General features: G+C 59.7%; 13 protein-coding genes. 5 read left to right on the top strand and 8 right to left on the bottom strand.

Going from position 1 to position 16,048, the window contains the following annotated elements:
• Positions 1–15: 15 nt before the first annotated feature.
• A complete protein-coding gene (locus FYB92_RS08540) occupies positions 16–915 on the bottom strand; it encodes an ROK family protein (RefSeq protein ID WP_003620232.1) in 900 nt (299 codons plus the stop codon).
• Positions 916–1,049: 134 nt separating this feature from the next.
• On the opposite strand from FYB92_RS08540, the gene FYB92_RS08535 reads away from it, so the two are divergent.
• The 5 genes from FYB92_RS08535 (at position 1,050) to FYB92_RS08515 (ending at position 5,411) form a co-directional block, all read left to right on the top strand.
• On the top strand, positions 1,050–1,292 hold the full coding sequence (locus tag FYB92_RS08535) for a sulfurtransferase TusA family protein (protein WP_003620233.1): 243 nt from the start codon (positions 1,050–1,052) through the stop codon (positions 1,290–1,292).
• 159 nt (positions 1,293–1,451) lie between these two features.
• On the top strand, positions 1,452–1,682 hold the full coding sequence (locus FYB92_RS08530) for an exodeoxyribonuclease VII small subunit (RefSeq protein WP_247067648.1): 231 nt from the start codon (positions 1,452–1,454) through the stop codon (positions 1,680–1,682).
• Positions 1,683–1,738: 56 nt separating this feature from the next.
• Positions 1,739–2,626 (top strand): polyprenyl synthetase family protein, encoded by an 888-nt coding sequence (locus tag FYB92_RS08525; RefSeq protein WP_247067649.1) that lies wholly within the window; start codon positions 1,739–1,741, stop codon positions 2,624–2,626.
• A 4-nt stretch (positions 2,627–2,630) separates the two neighbouring features.
• Complete coding sequence (dxs, locus tag FYB92_RS08520; RefSeq protein WP_332828479.1) at positions 2,631–4,637, top strand: 1-deoxy-D-xylulose-5-phosphate synthase; 2,007 nt, start codon at positions 2,631–2,633, stop codon at positions 4,635–4,637.
• A gap of 33 nt (positions 4,638–4,670) precedes the next feature.
• Positions 4,671–5,411 (top strand): TlyA family RNA methyltransferase, encoded by a 741-nt coding sequence (locus FYB92_RS08515; RefSeq protein WP_332828478.1) that lies wholly within the window; start codon positions 4,671–4,673, stop codon positions 5,409–5,411.
• A gap of 766 nt (positions 5,412–6,177) precedes the next feature.
• Here FYB92_RS08515 and parC read toward each other — a convergent pair.
• The 7 genes from parC to FYB92_RS08480 all read right to left on the bottom strand — a co-directional run bounded on the left by parC (position 6,178) and on the right by FYB92_RS08480 (position 15,673).
• The gene (parC, locus tag FYB92_RS08510; RefSeq protein ID WP_247066105.1) at positions 6,178–8,400 is read right to left on the bottom strand and encodes a DNA topoisomerase IV subunit A; all 2,223 of its coding nucleotides are present in this window, start codon (positions 8,398–8,400) and stop codon (positions 6,178–6,180) included.
• Between the two features lie 72 nt (positions 8,401–8,472).
• Positions 8,473–9,252, bottom strand: coding sequence for a DNA repair protein RecO (gene recO / locus FYB92_RS08505; protein WP_332828477.1), 780 nt, complete (start codon positions 9,250–9,252; stop codon positions 8,473–8,475).
• A 48-nt stretch (positions 9,253–9,300) separates the two neighbouring features.
• Complete coding sequence (gene tsf / locus FYB92_RS08500; protein WP_003620248.1) at positions 9,301–10,206, bottom strand: translation elongation factor Ts; 906 nt, start codon at positions 10,204–10,206, stop codon at positions 9,301–9,303.
• Positions 10,207–10,336: 130 nt separating this feature from the next.
• Complete coding sequence (gene rpsB, locus FYB92_RS08495; RefSeq protein WP_040510824.1) at positions 10,337–11,140, bottom strand: 30S ribosomal protein S2; 804 nt, start codon at positions 11,138–11,140, stop codon at positions 10,337–10,339.
• 215 nt (positions 11,141–11,355) lie between these two features.
• Complete coding sequence (locus tag FYB92_RS08490) at positions 11,356–12,702, bottom strand: lipopolysaccharide biosynthesis protein (protein ID WP_003620253.1); 1,347 nt, start codon at positions 12,700–12,702, stop codon at positions 11,356–11,358.
• 190 nt (positions 12,703–12,892) lie between these two features.
• Positions 12,893–14,170, bottom strand: coding sequence for an O-antigen ligase (locus FYB92_RS08485; RefSeq protein WP_239015851.1), 1,278 nt, complete (start codon positions 14,168–14,170; stop codon positions 12,893–12,895).
• A 195-nt stretch (positions 14,171–14,365) separates the two neighbouring features.
• Positions 14,366–15,673, bottom strand: coding sequence for an MFS transporter (locus tag FYB92_RS08480; RefSeq protein WP_075632669.1), 1,308 nt, complete (start codon positions 15,671–15,673; stop codon positions 14,366–14,368).
• Positions 15,674–16,048: the final 375 nt, after the last annotated feature.

The raw sequence follows: 16,048 nt of genomic DNA, 5'->3' as shown, positions 1-16,048 counted from the left end.
CAGGCCGGGATTATGTTACGGGGTGTTCCACAGCCACGCGGCACCCCGGACGCCGGAACTGTCGCCATGGACATTCTTGACGATGGGGGTGTTGCAATTGGGGGTGATCGCATACCGCCGCATCATCGGGGGCACACGGTCATAAATGTCCTTGATATTGGACACACCACCGCCAAGCACGATGACATCAGGGTCAAGAAAGTTGATCGCCAGCGCACAGGCACGCGCCATGCGCTCCATGTACCGGTCCAGCGCCCCGATGGCTGTGATATCGCCACCTTCCGCCGCCTCCACAATACCGCCCGCGCTGCGGTGCCCGGGACCTTTCCAATCCTGCGCAAGGGCCGATCCACTCAGGAAACGCTCCATACACCCTTCGTTGCCGCAGAAGCATTTGGGCATGGGGAATTCCTCCAGCCGCGGCCACGGCAGTGGGACATGCCCCCATTCCCCCGCGATATGATGCGCCCCGATGATCAGCTTGTGGTCCGTGACAATGCCCGCCCCCATGCCGGTGCCGATAATGACGCCAAACACGGTCTTGTACCCCTGCCCCGCCCCATCAATGGCTTCGGACAGGGCAAAGCAGTTCGCATCATTTTCCACCCGGACATCGCGGCCAAGGGCCTCGGTCATATCCTTGTGCAGGGGCTGGTTATTCAGCCATGTGGCATTTGCATTTTTGATAACATGCGTGTCGGGACTGATGGAGCCCGGAATACCGATTCCCACCGTGCCCTGACCGCCAAGTTCGTGGTCCACGCCCGCGATCAGTTCACACATGGCACGAATGGCGCCACTATAATTGCCGGGATTGGTAATGCGCCGACGGACCAGCTCCTGCCCGTCCTGGCCAAGGGCCGCGATCTCGATCTTGGTGCCACCAAAATCGATTCCGATACGATAAGGCCCCATCAGCAGCTACTTTCGTGCGTCATGATTACATCCATGGCTTGTTTTCTTTTATGATCCGAACCTGGTCAGATTTCAAACCCCGCCCAGTCCCAACATGCCGGGGATGGGCCCCGTGTCAAAGGAACAGACGTGGCATGAACGAAATCCTACTTGATGCACGCGGACTGACATGTCCACTCCCCGTGTTAAAGGCAAACCGGATATTGCGTGGCATGCCTGGTGGTGGTCGCCTGCGTGTCATGGCCACCGATCGTGCATCCGTTGCCGATTTTCAGGCCTTCTGTCGGGAGACCGGGCATGCGCTCATCGCATTCGGTGAAGAGGGCGGCACCCTGTCTTTTGTCATTCGACGCAAGCAAGATACTGTAAATAAATAGTTTTTAATGGATTGGCATTGTCGTGGGCAGATATCCATGCAAGATGCCGTAACCTTTGCCAAGCAATCTGGCGACAATCGCGTGATATGTCCCCTTGGCAGAAGGCCGCCCAAAGTTGTAATTCCTGCGCCACCATGACGATGAAAGTGTGACATGCCGATGACAGATGACCTGACTTCCCTTTCCTTCGAGGATGCGCTTGCCGAACTGGAAGGCATTGTCCGTCAGTTGGAAGGCGGTCAGCTCAGGCTGGAAGATGCCATCAAGGCATATGAGCGTGGCGCTACCCTTCGCCAGTATTGTGAGACCAGGTTGAACGAGGCCGAGGCCCGCGTTCAGGCGATCATCCAGCGTGCCGATGGTTCGCTGGATACGAAATCTATGGATTGATGCGTCAGATGAGCCAAACAACAGCACCCTCGCCCGAAAAAGACGGCAAGGACCGTATGGTCCGTCTGCGCGCCTCCCTTGCCGCGCGGGCCGAAGCGGTCGAACACACGATTGATCGCCTGCTGGCCCCGGTCAGTGGCGGCGAAGCCCGCCTGATTAATGCCATGCGCTATGCCACGCTTGGCGGGGGCAAGCGCCTTCGTGGGTATCTGGTGGCCGAGGTGGCCAGCATGTTCAAGGTCGCGGAGGCCGGGGCCTATCGCGCCGCCGCGTCTGTCGAAATGCTGCATGCCTATTCGCTTGTGCATGATGACCTGCCGGCGATGGATGATGATGACCTGCGTCGCGGCCAGCCCTCCACCCATCGCAAGTTTGACGAAGCAACGGCCATTCTGGCGGGCGACGCGTTGCAGACCATGGCGTTCGGCATCCTGGCCGATCCCGCGACCCATCGCGATGCCGGTGTGCGTATCGACCTTGTCACCACACTGGCCGCCGCATCTGGCGCCGCCGGCATGGTGGGCGGGCAGATGATCGACATGGAGGGCGAAGGCCGTTCCCTGTCGCTTGAGGAAGTGGCGCGCCTGCATGCGCTCAAGACCGGCTGCCTGATCCGCTATTCGGCCGAAGCCGGGGCGATCCTCGGACAGGCGGCACCGGATCTGCGTGAACGCATCGCGGCCTACGGACGTGACCTTGGCGCCGCGTTCCAGGTGGCGGACGACGTGCTTGACGCCACTGCAAGCGCCGAGGAACTCGGCAAGACAGCAGGCAAGGACGAAGCCGCCGGCAAGTCCACCTATGTCGCCCTCCTTGGCGTAGAGGGCGCCGCACATGAGGCACGCCGCATCGCGGCGCAGGCCGAGGCGCATCTCGATATCTTCGGGTCCGAGGCAGATCGCCTGCGCGACCTTGTGAATTACGTGGTAGAACGCAGGAACTGAGCGCATGACTGATACCCCGACCCCCAAGGCGGATGCGTGGGGATCGATCCCGACGCTGGGCCGTTTTGCGCAGCTTGACCGTGTGCGTTACCCGCATGACATGCGCAACCTTTCGGTGGAGCAGCTCAGGGCGCTTGCGGACGAACTGCGGGCGGAGACGATCGACACGGTGTCGACCACCAGCGGGCACCTTGGCGCGTCGCTTGGGGTTGTGGAACTGACGGTTGCGCTGCATGCCGTGTTCGACACGCCCGATGACCGCGTGATCTGGGATGTCGGCCACCAGACCTATCCGCACAAGATCCTGACCGGGCGGCGCGACCGCATCCGCACCCTGCGCCAGCCGGGCGGCCTGTCGGGCTTCACCCGCCGCAGCGAAAGCGAATATGACCCGTTCGGCGCGGCGCATTCCTCCACCTCCATTTCCGCCGGGCTGGGCATGGCGGTGGCGCACCACCTGCGCGCCGAACACGACCCGTCCTATCGCGAACGCAACGTCATCGCGGTGATCGGCGATGGCTCCATCTCCGCAGGCATGGCGTATGAGGCGATGAACAACGCCTCGCATTGCGGACCTGGCGCGGAACGGCTGATCGTCATCCTCAACGACAATGAAATGTCGATCGCCCCCCCCGTCGGCGCGATGTCGAGCTACCTGTCGCGACTGATGTCCTCGCGCAAGTTCCTCAGCCTGCGTGACCTTGCCGCCAAGATGGCAAGGCGCCTGCCCGACCGGCTGGAGCGCACGGCGAAGAAGGCCGACGAATATGCGCGCGGCATCATCACCGGCGGCACCCTGTTCGAGGAACTCGGCTTCTACTATGTCGGCCCGGTCGATGGGCATAACATGACGCAGCTGGTCCAGATCCTGCGCAACCTGCGCGACGCGGATGACCTCGGCCCCGTACTGCTGCATGTCATCACCGAAAAGGGTCGCGGCTATACCCCGGCCGAATCGGCGGGTGACAAATACCATGCCGTCGCCAAGTTCAATGTCGTCACGGGCGAGCAGAAGAAAGGCCCCGCCGGGCCGCCGTCCTATACATCCGTCTTCTCACGCGAGCTGCTGCGGGTTGCGGAAGCGGACGACCGGATCGTGGCGATCACGGCGGCGATGCCCTCGGGCACGGGACTGGACAAGTTCGCCAAAGCCTTCCCGGAGCGTTTCTTTGACGTCGGCATCGCCGAACAGCATGCCGTGACCTTTGCCGCCGGCCTTGCGACCGAGGGGATGCGCCCGTTCTGCGCGATCTATTCCACCTTCCTGCAGCGCGCCTATGACCAGGTGATGCATGACGTGGTGCTGCAGAACCTGCCGGTGCGTTTCGCCATCGACCGCGCGGGTCTGGTCGGCGCCGATGGCGCGACGCATGCGGGCGCGTTCGACCTGAACTATCTCGGCTGCCTGCCGGGCATCACCATCATGGCGCCGAGCGACGAGCTCGAACTGCTCAACATGACCACCACATCGGCGGCGTTCGACGAAGGGCCGATCGCGCTCCGCTACCCGCGTGGCGGGGGGCTTGGCCTCGACCTGCCGGCGGTGGGACAGGTGATGGAAATCGGGCGCGGGCGCATCGTGCGCGAGATGACGCGCCAGTCCGGGCCGGAACGTGGCGGGATCGCGATCCTGTCGCTTGGCCCGCGCCTGGCCGAGGCGCTGAAGGCCGCCGACATGCTGGCCGCCCACGGGCTTGCCCCCACGGTGGCCGATGCGCGCTTCGTCAAGCCGCTCGACACCGCCCTGATCGAGCAGCTTGCCCGCAACCATGCCGTGCTGATCACCGTCGAGGAAGGCGCACCAGGGGGCTTTGGCGCCTTCGTCATGATGCACCTCGCCAGAACCGGGCTGCTCGACCGTGTCCGGTTCCGGCCCATGGCCCTGCCTGACCGCTTCATCGACCATAACACCCAGACCGCCCAATATCACGAGGCCGGCCTCGATGCGCAGGCGATCGTGGATACGGCCCTTGGTGCGCTGGGACGTTCCCCATCGCAGCAGATGGCCTGATCGGGCAACCCGGATCAGGTAACGGAGGGCAAGATGGCAAAACGGCGCGTAGACCAGATGCTGGTTGACCGGGGGCTGGTTGAAACGCGCACGCGTGCACAGGCCCTCATCATGGCCGGTCTGGTCTTTACGCCCAACCGCCGTATCGACAAGCCGGGGGACCAGTTAGCCGAGGACGTCCCCCTGACGGTCAAGGGGCAGGATCATCCCTGGGTATCACGTGGTGGCATCAAGCTGGCGCATGGGCTGGAACATTTCGGCTTTTCACCCCGGGGGTTGACCTGCCTTGATGTAGGTGCCTCCACGGGCGGATTTACAGACGTGCTGCTGACCCATGGTGCAGACAGAGTTTATGCCGTTGATGTAGGACATGGACAGATTGCGTGGAAGCTGCGCAATGACCAACGGGTTGTCGTGTTGGAAAAATGCAATGCACGACACCTGAATGCCGAAGTAATCCCGGATCATATAGGTGCACTGGTCTGCGACGCGAGTTTCATCGGCTTGCGGACTGTCCTGCCTGCGGCCATCGACCTGTGCGCACAGGGGACCTGGGCAATTGCGTTAATAAAGCCTCAGTTCGAAGCCGGTCGCGAGGCCATTGGCCCGAAGGGGGTGGTACGTGACCCTGCCATCCATGATGCCGTATGCACAATGATCCATGACTGGTGGCATTCCCTGCCGGGTTGGTCAGTCCTTGGAATTGAACCCAGCCCCATTACCGGACCAGAAGGCAACCGCGAATTCCTGATCGCAGCGCGCAAGGATGCCTGATCAAGCATAAAAATTTTCAGATGTAGTCTTGTGCAGCAAAGACAGCATTATGGAGGAAGCTTTTCTAACGCATCCATAAAAGATTGCTTGAAAACAAATCATCAATAAAAATAAGAAAAGTTTCTGGGCGCCCTCTTTTTTTTCAAAAAGAGGGTGGCTTCTGAAGTTTTGCAGGAAAATATTCAGAAAAATATTTATAATATCAGGATGTTATAGATCCTGGCTTTTCAAACAGTCTCTAACTGACAGAAATGAGTCATTTATGCTTTGGCAGGATACCGAGCATGGCGGCTGTCAAAAACATATGCCACGATCCAGCGACTCTACCTGAAACTCCGTCATATCGCTGACTTCAGTCGCGTGGCCTGCTCTGGTTCGGATAGCAGTGGTCTACACTGCCACCTAGGTCGAATACCCCATTATTCCGATTATAACCGCTTCTGGCACGAAGATGACCTGATATTACCACGCCACTTGCGATCAGTATGCTCTGCTCATGATCCCATCAGGTGCGTTTGTCGCGGCCCAGCGCACGAGGCAGCCACCAGAGCCCCCCGTCACTGCCCTATCTCCTGCCCCCCATGTTAAAATGAGCAGGAGGGTATTTGAAAAATTAGGATCAGCACCCCACTGGAAGCCTCAAAGTTTCAGGCGAAGCTTTTTTAAAGCTGAAAAGACACAGCATTAAAAAAACAAGCTAACACCTGAATTTTTACAACTCCCTATTAATGGGGTGTTTCAAATCCGCTCTTCCTAATGCCCGACCTCAGTCGGGTTTGCGTGGCTTGCGCATGGCCCATGCTGGAGCCGGGCGTCCCATGTCACCGCGTTTTCCCATCTGTTCCTTCATGTCCGACAGGGTCCGTACGCGCTGCGGATCGGGCCATGCCACCCCCGCATCCCCTGCAAACACCACGGCATCACGCAGGTGCCCTTCCTTATATTTCTGCAAGGCCACCCCAAGGCCCCGGGTCATTTCGGGCAACTGCGTCAATGCGAAGACAAGCATGCGCTTGTTGCTGCCGATAACCAGAACATGATCCCCCTGTGCCAGAGCACAGACCTGCGCGCTCTCACCTTCCTTGAGATTCAACACCTGCTTTCCGGTGCGCTTTTCCGCGACCATGTCCTCTTCACGCACAATCATGCCACGCCCTGCACTTGAGGCGAGAAGACGACGCGCATCCTGTGTCACCGGGAAGATCGTGATAATATCCTCCTCGTTCGACAGTTCGATCATCAGGCGCAGCGGTTGACCATCCCCGCGCCCGCGCGGCAGGTCAGCAGCACGTAGCGTAAAGGCACGGCCATCAGTGGCAAAACAACACAACCGGTCGGAACTCTGACATTCCACGATCAGGCGCAGCCCGTCACCTTCCTTGAACTTTTGGGCTTCGGGATCAACACCATGCCCGCGCACAGTCCTGATCCACCCCTTCTGTGACAGAATAACACTCAGCGGTTCACGCTCGACCGGCAGAGCCGCGGAAATATCGACTTCTGCTGGTGGCGCCGCCAGCGTGCTGCGGCGCGCGCCCAGCGTTCCGCCCCCGAATTTCTTCTGTATCCCCTTGATCTCGGACGTAATGTGCTTCCAGCGCAGGCTTTCCTTTTCCATCAGCGCCAGCAGGCCCGCACGCTCCTCCGTCAGGGCAGCATGTTCCTTGCGGATCTCGGTTTCCTCCAGCCTGCGCAGGCTGCGCAGGCGCATGTTCAGCACCGATTCCGCCTGAAGCTCACTCAGGTCAAAAGTCGCCATCAGGGATGCGCGCGCGTCATCTTCCTCCCGGATGATGCGAATAACCTCATCAAGGTTGAGGTAGACAGCAAGAAACCCGTCAAGGATTTCCAACCGCCGGTCCACCGCATCCAACCGATGGCGCGTGCGACGCACCAGCACGTCATGACGATGGTCCAGCCACGCCTGCAGCACTTCCTTAAGGCTGCGCACGCCAGGGACCTGATCTGCGCCCAGCACGTTCATGTTCAGGCCGAACCGGCTTTCCAACTGCGTTGCCCGGAACATGGTCTCCATCAGGACCTCGGGTTCGATACCACGTGACTTGGGTTCCAGCACCAGCCGGATATCAGCAGAACTTTCATCACGAATATCGCCCAGCAAAGGCAGCTTCTTCTGCTCCATCAGGTCCGCGACCTGTTCGATCAGGCGTGATTTCTGCACCTGATACGGGATTTCGGTCACTACGATCTGCCATGTGCCAAAACGCCCCTGCTCCACCTCCCAACGCGCACGTATGCGGAAGCTGCCACGCCCCGTTTCATAGGCGCGGGCAATAGCATCGCGATCTTCCACAATCATGCAGCCTGTGGGAAAATCCGGACCTGGCATGACCTCCAGCAATTTCGCAACCGTCACATCCGGGTCGCGGATCAGCAACATGGCGGCAGCGCAGATTTCCCCCACATTATGGGGGGGAATGCTGGTGGCCATGCCCACCGCGATTCCTGCCGCACCATTGGCCAGAAGATTCGGGAATGCCGCAGGCAGGACGACGGGCTCATGCTCCTCGCCATCATAAGTGGGACGGAAATCAACGCTGTCGTCGTTGATGCCCTCCAGCAGCGCCTTGGCAACTTCTGTCAGCCGTGCCTCGGTATACCGCATGGCGGCGGCGTTATCGCCATCCACGGAACCAAAATTCCCCTGCCCCTCCACCAGCGGATAGCGGACTGCGAAATCCTGCGCCAGCCGCACAAGGGCTTCGTAAACCGAAGCATCACCATGGGGATGGTATTTACCGATGACATCGCCGACCACGCGGGCGCATTTCTTGAACCCCGATGTCGGATCAAGGCGCAACTGCTGCATGGCAAAAATCATGCGTCGATGGACCGGCTTCATCCCATCGCGCACGTCCGGCAGGGAACGCGACATAATGGTGGACATCGCATAAGCCAGATAGCGTTCGCTCAGCGCGTCAACGAGTTTTGTATTCTCAACATGACCACGCGTGACATCGACAGACATGAAAATTCCTCCAGCACCGGAAGAACAGATAGCGAAAACGGCGGCATTGTCCAATGCCTCAATTCAGTAAAACTAAATCCCCGGCTCCGGCTGGTGGGATATATCACGCTTTTCAACCATCCTGCCCACCATATCCAGCAACCGGATACGCGCGGCAGGCAACGGGCGATGGCGTTGACCAAAGGCGTCACGCGCCAGGAAATGCCCCGTCAACCGCAACCCGGCCAACCACTGTTCAGGGGTACCTTCCTGCGTCGGATCCAGCAGGAAGGGTGGCAACACCAACAGGCGATCGCGCCATTGCCCCGCATGCCCATCACTGACGGCACGTCCACTGCGTGGGGAGACCCACGCCAGATCATCGGCCTGCCCACTGACGGCGCAGCATGAAAGGTCCAAACCGAACCCAAGATCGGAAAGCAAAAGCATTTCCCAACGTATCAGGGCCGCCATGCCCGACCGTTCGGCTTCTGCCGGCTCAAGGCTGATACGGGCCAGAAGCCGTGTCAGCTCCTCAAAAACCGCAAGATGAGGCTCACGTTCCGGCAGGCTGCTATCGGCCAGCGCACACAGGGACGCAAGCATGGCCAGGGGGTGCGCGTATTCCAGCACCCGCGCGGCAGAGGCATGAACCAGTTCGCCACGCAGGCTGCCAAGCTGCTCTGGCAGGCGTGCATTCCATCGGGCGGTAATGAGGTTTCCAGCCTGCCAGACCGGTCGGCCCTGCCGCGCCCCTCCGCCACGGACCATGCCGTGATAAAGACCATGTTCCCCCGTCAGGACATGGGCGATCATACTGCTTTCGCCGTAAGGCACCGCAGAAAGCACAAGGGCGGGAGCCTCCCATTCCATCAGGAAGCTCCCGCCCATTCAGTCATGCCGCAAAAATCCGGCAGGAAATCAGTGACCAGCGGCCTTTGCCACTTCGGCGGCAAAGTCGTTGTCTTCTTTTTCGATGCCTTCACCAAGCTGGAAGCGTTCGAAACCGATCAGCTTCGCACCAGCCTTTTCAACAATGGCACGAACACGGGTTTCGCCGTCATGCACCCACACCTGTTCCAGCAGGACCACTTCCTCATAGAACTTGCGGATACGGCCATCGACCATCTTGTTGATGATCGCATCAGGCTTGCCCGATGCCTTTGCCTGTTCCACCAGCACCGCGCGCTCGCGTTCCAGCGACTGCGGATCGACGCCGTCGATATCCAGCGACGCCGGACGGGTTGCCGCAACATGCATGCCGATCTGGCGGCCAAGCGTTTCAAGTGCTTCGCTGGCGCTGGGGGCTTCAACCGCTGCCAGCACGCCGATCTTGCCCAGGCCGGGGCTGACGGCGGAATGGATGTAGGTCGCAACCACACCCGACGGCACCTTCAGGACACGCGCGCGACGGATGGACATATTCTCGCCAATGGTGGCGATCAGGTGCGTCAGTTCGTCAGCAACCGTACGGCCGCTCTTCAGAACAGCGCCCTTGAGCTTTTCAAGGTCTTCACCAACCTTCAACGCAGCTTCGGCCACTTCGGCCACAAAGCCCTGGAAGTGTTCGTTACGCGCGACAAAATCGGTTTCCGCGTTCACTTCGACCATGGCGGCGACATTCGGGGCCGATGCAACACCAACAAGGCCTTCCGCAGTAACACGGCCGGACTTTTTGGCCGCAGCCGAAAGACCTTTTTTGCGCAGCCAGTCGATCGCGCCTTCGATATCGCCCTGCGCCTCGGTCAGCGCCTTTTTGCAATCCATCATGCCGGCGCCGGTCTTCTCGCGAAGATCCTTGACCAGAGCTGCGGTAATTGCCGCCATTATCTGTATCTCCTTACGACAGGCATGCGCCCTGCCGTCGGCAGGGCGCGTCCTTGTATCCGGTATAGGCCGGGTCGTATATCGACCCGTCCGGCACGCGGCCCCATGGGACCACATGCCGGTTGGTCACTCAGACCGCAGGGGTAGCGGCAGGCGCCTCTGCCGTGGCTTCGGTGGCGGCCACTTCGATCGCGGGATCGACGGGCAGTTCTTCAGCCGCACCAAAATCTTCGCCCGAAGCGCCAAGTTCAGCCGAAATACCATCCAGCACCGCGCCAGACACCAGTTCGCAATACAGTGCGATCGCGCGGATGGCGTCGTCGTTACCCGGGATGGGATAGGTCACGCCACGCGGGTCGGAGTTGCTGTCGAGGACCGCAACGACCGGAATGCCCAGCTTGTTCGCTTCTTCAACCGCCAGCTTTTCCTTGTTCGTGTCGATCACGAACAGGATGTCCGGCAGGCCGCCCATTTCCTTGATCCCGCCCAGCGAACGCTCCAGCTTCTCGCGGTCACGCGTGATGTCCAGAACTTCCTTCTTGGTCAGGCCCTGAGTGCCATTTTCCAGCATCTCGTCAATGCCACGCAGGCGCTTGATCGAACCGGTGATCGTCTTCCAGTTCGTCAGCATACCGCCCAGCCAGCGATGGTTGACGTAATACTGGCCGCAGCGCTTGGCCGCTTCGGCGATCTGGTCGGCCGCAGCGCGCTTCGTGCCGACGAACAGCACGCGGCCACCACCTGCAACGGTATCACGGATCGCCTTGAGCGCACGGTCCAGCATGGGGACGGTCTGCTGCAGGTCGATGATGTGAACCTGGTTGCGCACACCGAACAGGAACGGCGCCATACGCGGGTTCCAGCGGCGGGTGTGATGACCGAAATGCACACCGGATTCAAGAAGCTGGCGCATTGTAAATTCAGGCATAGCCATCTTGGCTCAATCCTTGTCTTCTGGTTTGTCCTCCGTGAAGCGCCGGTCCCGTCGGGACACCAGAGGCTCATGCTTCACGTGCGAATTGCCATGGTAAAAACAGCCATGGCACGGCGTCATATGACGACTTTCGGGACGGATTGCAAGTGGCACCCTCCCGGACAACAGGCATTTTTGAACGCATGTTCCCGCGCGGATGCTCCCCGTCCCCTATATCACTCCGCCACGCCATGCGGACGACGTCCGGGGGCAACCTTGCCGAACCATGTCATGACCGGTTTCATGCAGATCAGCAGCATCAGCAGCGATGCCAGAACAGAGGCACTTGCCGCCCCTTCAAGGTGCCAGCGCCACGCCATGAAATATACCAGCGGCAGATAGGCGATCGTCACGACGATGCGGGCCAGAAGAACCCGCGATACCTGCCCCACGACAGTCAGCAGCGGTTCCAGCGGCACGATGCCCAACCCCATGATGGCATTCCCCAGCATCAGCATGATCATCAGGTTGCCCCCCGGCCAATGCACACGCAGCATCCATGTCAGCAACGTATTGCCAGCCACCATGGCAAACAGCATCAACAGGAGCGAAAACCCCCCGATCAACATGAACAGCCGCAACGTTACGTGTTTCAGCCCATACCAGTCGCGTTTTTCACGCAGACGGATGAATTCGGGATACAACGCGGGCATCATCAACTGCGCGGGCTTTGCAATACCGTCACCGATCTGTCGTGAAACGCGATAGACGGCGGCATCCGCCGGTCCAAGCAGCCCGCCGACCAGAAGGGTGCCGAACTGGTTGAAGATCGTGCCAAGCACATGATTGCCACTGGTGGACAGGGTAAACCGCCAGATCCCAACCGCGTCACCTGCCTCAAGCTGTTGGAAAAACTGGAAACGCCCGACTTTCCCCCCGCTACGCAGCAGCCACCATCCCATGGCGCTGTTGGTGATGAACAGGGCAAGCTGCGTCATGCTCCAGACCAGCATGAAATAATACAGCCCCATATGCAGCCACAGGCCCAGCCCCGTGCCGACCATGCGCACGACAACGCCCGACAGGTCGCATACACTGCTAAGCCAGAAAGCATTGCACAGCCGGAAGACACCAGTGGACCACCCCGTGTTCATGACGCAAATGGTCAGCATGTAAACCATTGCGCCCACCTGATCCGTTTGCGGCCACCCCATCGAGGTACCAAACAATCCCACCCCCAGCATCCCGACAAGCGCGCCTGTCGCCCCACTCAGCAGGTCCGCGCGCATGCAAAACGACAGGAGACGACCGAAACGTGGCAGGTCGCCCTTGACGAACGGGTCCGTCCCGTAATGCAGCAGAGGTTGCCATGATGGCAGGTGGGTTGCCGACGAAATGGCGGAGCCGAACGTCGTCACCAGCATCAGCACACCGAACTGCGACAGACCAAGCGCACGCACGGACCATGCCATGTAAAGGAAACTGCACACGGCATTGGTCGCACGTCCCGCGACAAGAAAGCCCGTATTGCCGAAGATGCGCTTGAGCGCGGCGGTTTCCTCAACCACGATGGGAGGTTCCATGTGGCGCTTTGCCAGGTGAGTATGTCGGCGGCATGGGGGCAGGTAAGGAAATGATCACGCTTGTTTCCGTTTCTTGCCGCCGGTCACGGCGGGGAACGTCCACAAGGTGCGTCGTGGTCGGGCCAGAGGCAATGCTATCCATCGCGACATAGTGTAAAACGCTCCCGGCGGTAAGACTACCCCCACCGTTTCACGTCCCCTGCCCCATGTGCCCCTTGTCCGGTATGTCCGCGCCGGTGTGGCCGCTGTCCCATCCCTTGCGCGTTGCCGCCAGCGCCCAGCCAAGCGCGATGAACACCCATCCGGCCGTCGGCTGCGTGGTAAATGAACTTGTGGACTGCAACGGCCATATGATGACAAACGCCAGAACGCACATCACCATCTGTTCCGCCCCCCTATGGGCGCGCAATCCCCTTGCCATGGGATACAGCATGGCAATGACCACCAGACAGAACAGGATCGCCCCCGGCCATCCCGCCATGGTCGCAACCTGTATATAATAATTGTGCGGATGCAGGTTGCAGCCTGGCGCCCCGCCATGGGGGCCGTCAGGAATACCAAGGGCCGGCAGCCCCCGGAAATAGATCGGATTGGGACAGTTGATGCGAAACCCGTCATATCCCATTCCCACCCATGGATGGTCCGACACCATGACCCCCGCGCGGATGAACAGCATGCCGTACGGACTGTCAGCAAAACCATGCATCTGGTGTTCGAAACTGATGACCAGCTTGTTATAGGCCTGGGGCGCCACAACGGGCGAAACCGCGATCCCGCCCATCCCGATCACGCAGGCAAGGATAAAGGGCAGCCGTAAGGGGCGCACCATCAAGGCCAGGCACAGGGTGCCGAACAGGAATAACAGTGTCGGCATCCGCTGCGAAATCAATAGAAAAGTCAGGATCAAAAGGACAAGAAGCCCCCCCGCGCACAGCAGCCCCCCACGGGTGCGCCGCTGCGTAAGGGAAATGATGACCGGCATCAGGCCCGGGAACGCCGTCATGAACAACGCCTGCCCCGCCCGCGGGGCCCACAACGGCCCCAGCAGGGCTCCGTCTTCCCACCGGCCATACCCCATGATGTTACGTCCCCACAGATATTGCTGCCAGCTTCCGACGACCATCCACATCGCCACCCACGCATAGGCCCTGGCAAGATGATGCCTGTCTTTAGAATCGCTCAGTATCCAAAACGCCATGGCAGCGACAAACACCGGGTATCGCAACAGCAGAACGGATTGCACGACGGCATGCACTGACCCAGTGGCGGCGGATGCAAGGGCGATATCCGCCCCCAGCACGACCGACAGCACGAACCATGGCTGGCGCACCCATGACCAGTCGCGACATATGGCGCTGTGAACGACAAAGGCGCAGACGATCAGGCAGATAAGGATTTCGGCTGGCGCCAGCGCATAGCACAGCAAAAGCGGGAATGCATACATCCCCCACACGACAGGTTTTTTCATCCATGAGGAACCTGCGGGACAAGGGATGCGGGCACTGTCGGGCATAATGTTTCCAGATATTGGGACGGGTCGGGCCATGTGGAAATCGGGCCATATCCATCAAAAATTCCCCGCCCCTATTCCACATTTTCATACGGCCGCCCATCAGGTTTTCATGAACAGGCCGAATAGATGAAAAGAACCGAATGCCAGCACCTATTGCCGGAGGCGACGTTGTAACTGAAAAAGGTGTATCGCAGGCCAGAACCCCAGAACAGCCGCCACCAGCAGCGACATGCGCAGGGCATCAGCGCCAAAATGCGGCGTCAGCAGATCGCTGATCCACCCAAAGAGCGGTGGCCCAAGGCCAATGCCGATGGCGTTGGCAAGCAGCGCGTACAACCCCGTCGCGGCGGCGCGGCGATGCACAGGCACCACAGTGGGGATCGCGCCATAGATCGGCCCTGTACAAAGGGCCGAGATCACCGTCGTCAGCACCAGCATCACCAGCGAGAGACCAAGCGAGTGCGTCATTACCTGCAATATCTGGAACGGTTGGGCAACAAGATAGGCCCAGAAGGCAAAACGCATCGCACCGGAAAAGCCGAAGCGTACCGCCACACGATCGGCAATCGGTCCGCCGATGAAAGTACCCACCACGCTGGCGATACCAATCCCGATGCCGAACCACGCACCGGCGGCACCCGATGACAGGCCAAAAGAGCGCATATAAAAAGAAACACCCCACAAGGTGATCCCATAGCTTACGACCTGACTCGTCATCCCGTAAAAGAGCAGGGCACGTAATGGCCGGTTGGCCAGCAATGCCCGCCAGCTTTCCCCATTGCGCACCACGTGCGGCATCGGGGGTTCGGGGATGAACAGGTGCATCGCGATTGCCACCGGGATGCCCGCCAGGCCGACAGCCGCAAATGTCGCACGCCAGCCAATATGCTCAACCAGATACCCTCCTCCCGCCAATCCGATGACATAGCCGAGATAGGAAATGCCATAGGAAACCGCAAAGGACGTGCTGCGCTTCTCCGGTATGGAATAGGCTGCATTCAACGCGGAGGACGAAGGCGAAAACGCGGCCTGCCCAAGCCCCACGCAAATACGGGTTGCCGCCATGGTGGCAATCATGTGCGCACATCCCATCAGGGCTGTGGCGATACTCCACATCGCGATACCAAAAGATGCCATCCGTGCGGCAAATCCCCGATCGGAAATCAGGGCAAAAGGCACGATCATCACACCATAAAGCAGGGCGAAAGCAGTCCCGCCCAACAACCCCACCGTGGCATCAGAAAGGTGAAGATCATGCTTGATCGCATCATTTGCGGAAGAAAAGACAAAACGATCTATGAAATCGAGCATCCCCGCCACGCCAAGAAGCAGGATCACCGCAGGCGACCAGCCTTGGGGCGCAAGAACTGTAGCAGGAGTGCGATGAGCGCCGGGGTCGCGTTCGCTCATGCCCGGCCCCCTGCGTGCAGGCCCCGGTTCACCTGCCACCAGAACCATGGACCGAAGCCCCCCTGCCCAGACACCCCGGTCCTGTAAAACATCATGCATTACTTCCTTAATTTCGTACGCGCCAAAACCGGTACCATATTCACACACAGGGTAATGCGCCCCCCACCAAGGGCAAGACACATATCTTCTGCCCCATCTCCCCGAACACGGACACGGGCATGCATACCAAGGTCGCATTGGTATCGCCTGCTACTACATAGATGGCAGGGTCTTTCTTCCGGGCTTAGAGACTGTTTGAAAAGTCAGGCTCGATAACACCCTGAAATTATAAAGGTTTTTGGTGAATCTTTTTCTAAAAAGCTTCAGAAGACGCCGCCTTTTTGAAAAAAGGCAGCACCCAAAAACTTTTCTTGTTTTTTATCA

This window comes from Novacetimonas sp. GS1, assembly GCF_036686925.1.
Taxonomy (GTDB): Bacteria; Pseudomonadota; Alphaproteobacteria; order Acetobacterales; family Acetobacteraceae; genus Novacetimonas; species Novacetimonas hansenii.
Note: the sequence above shows the minus strand (reverse complement) of the source record. Positions and strands in the feature narration are given on the sequence as shown.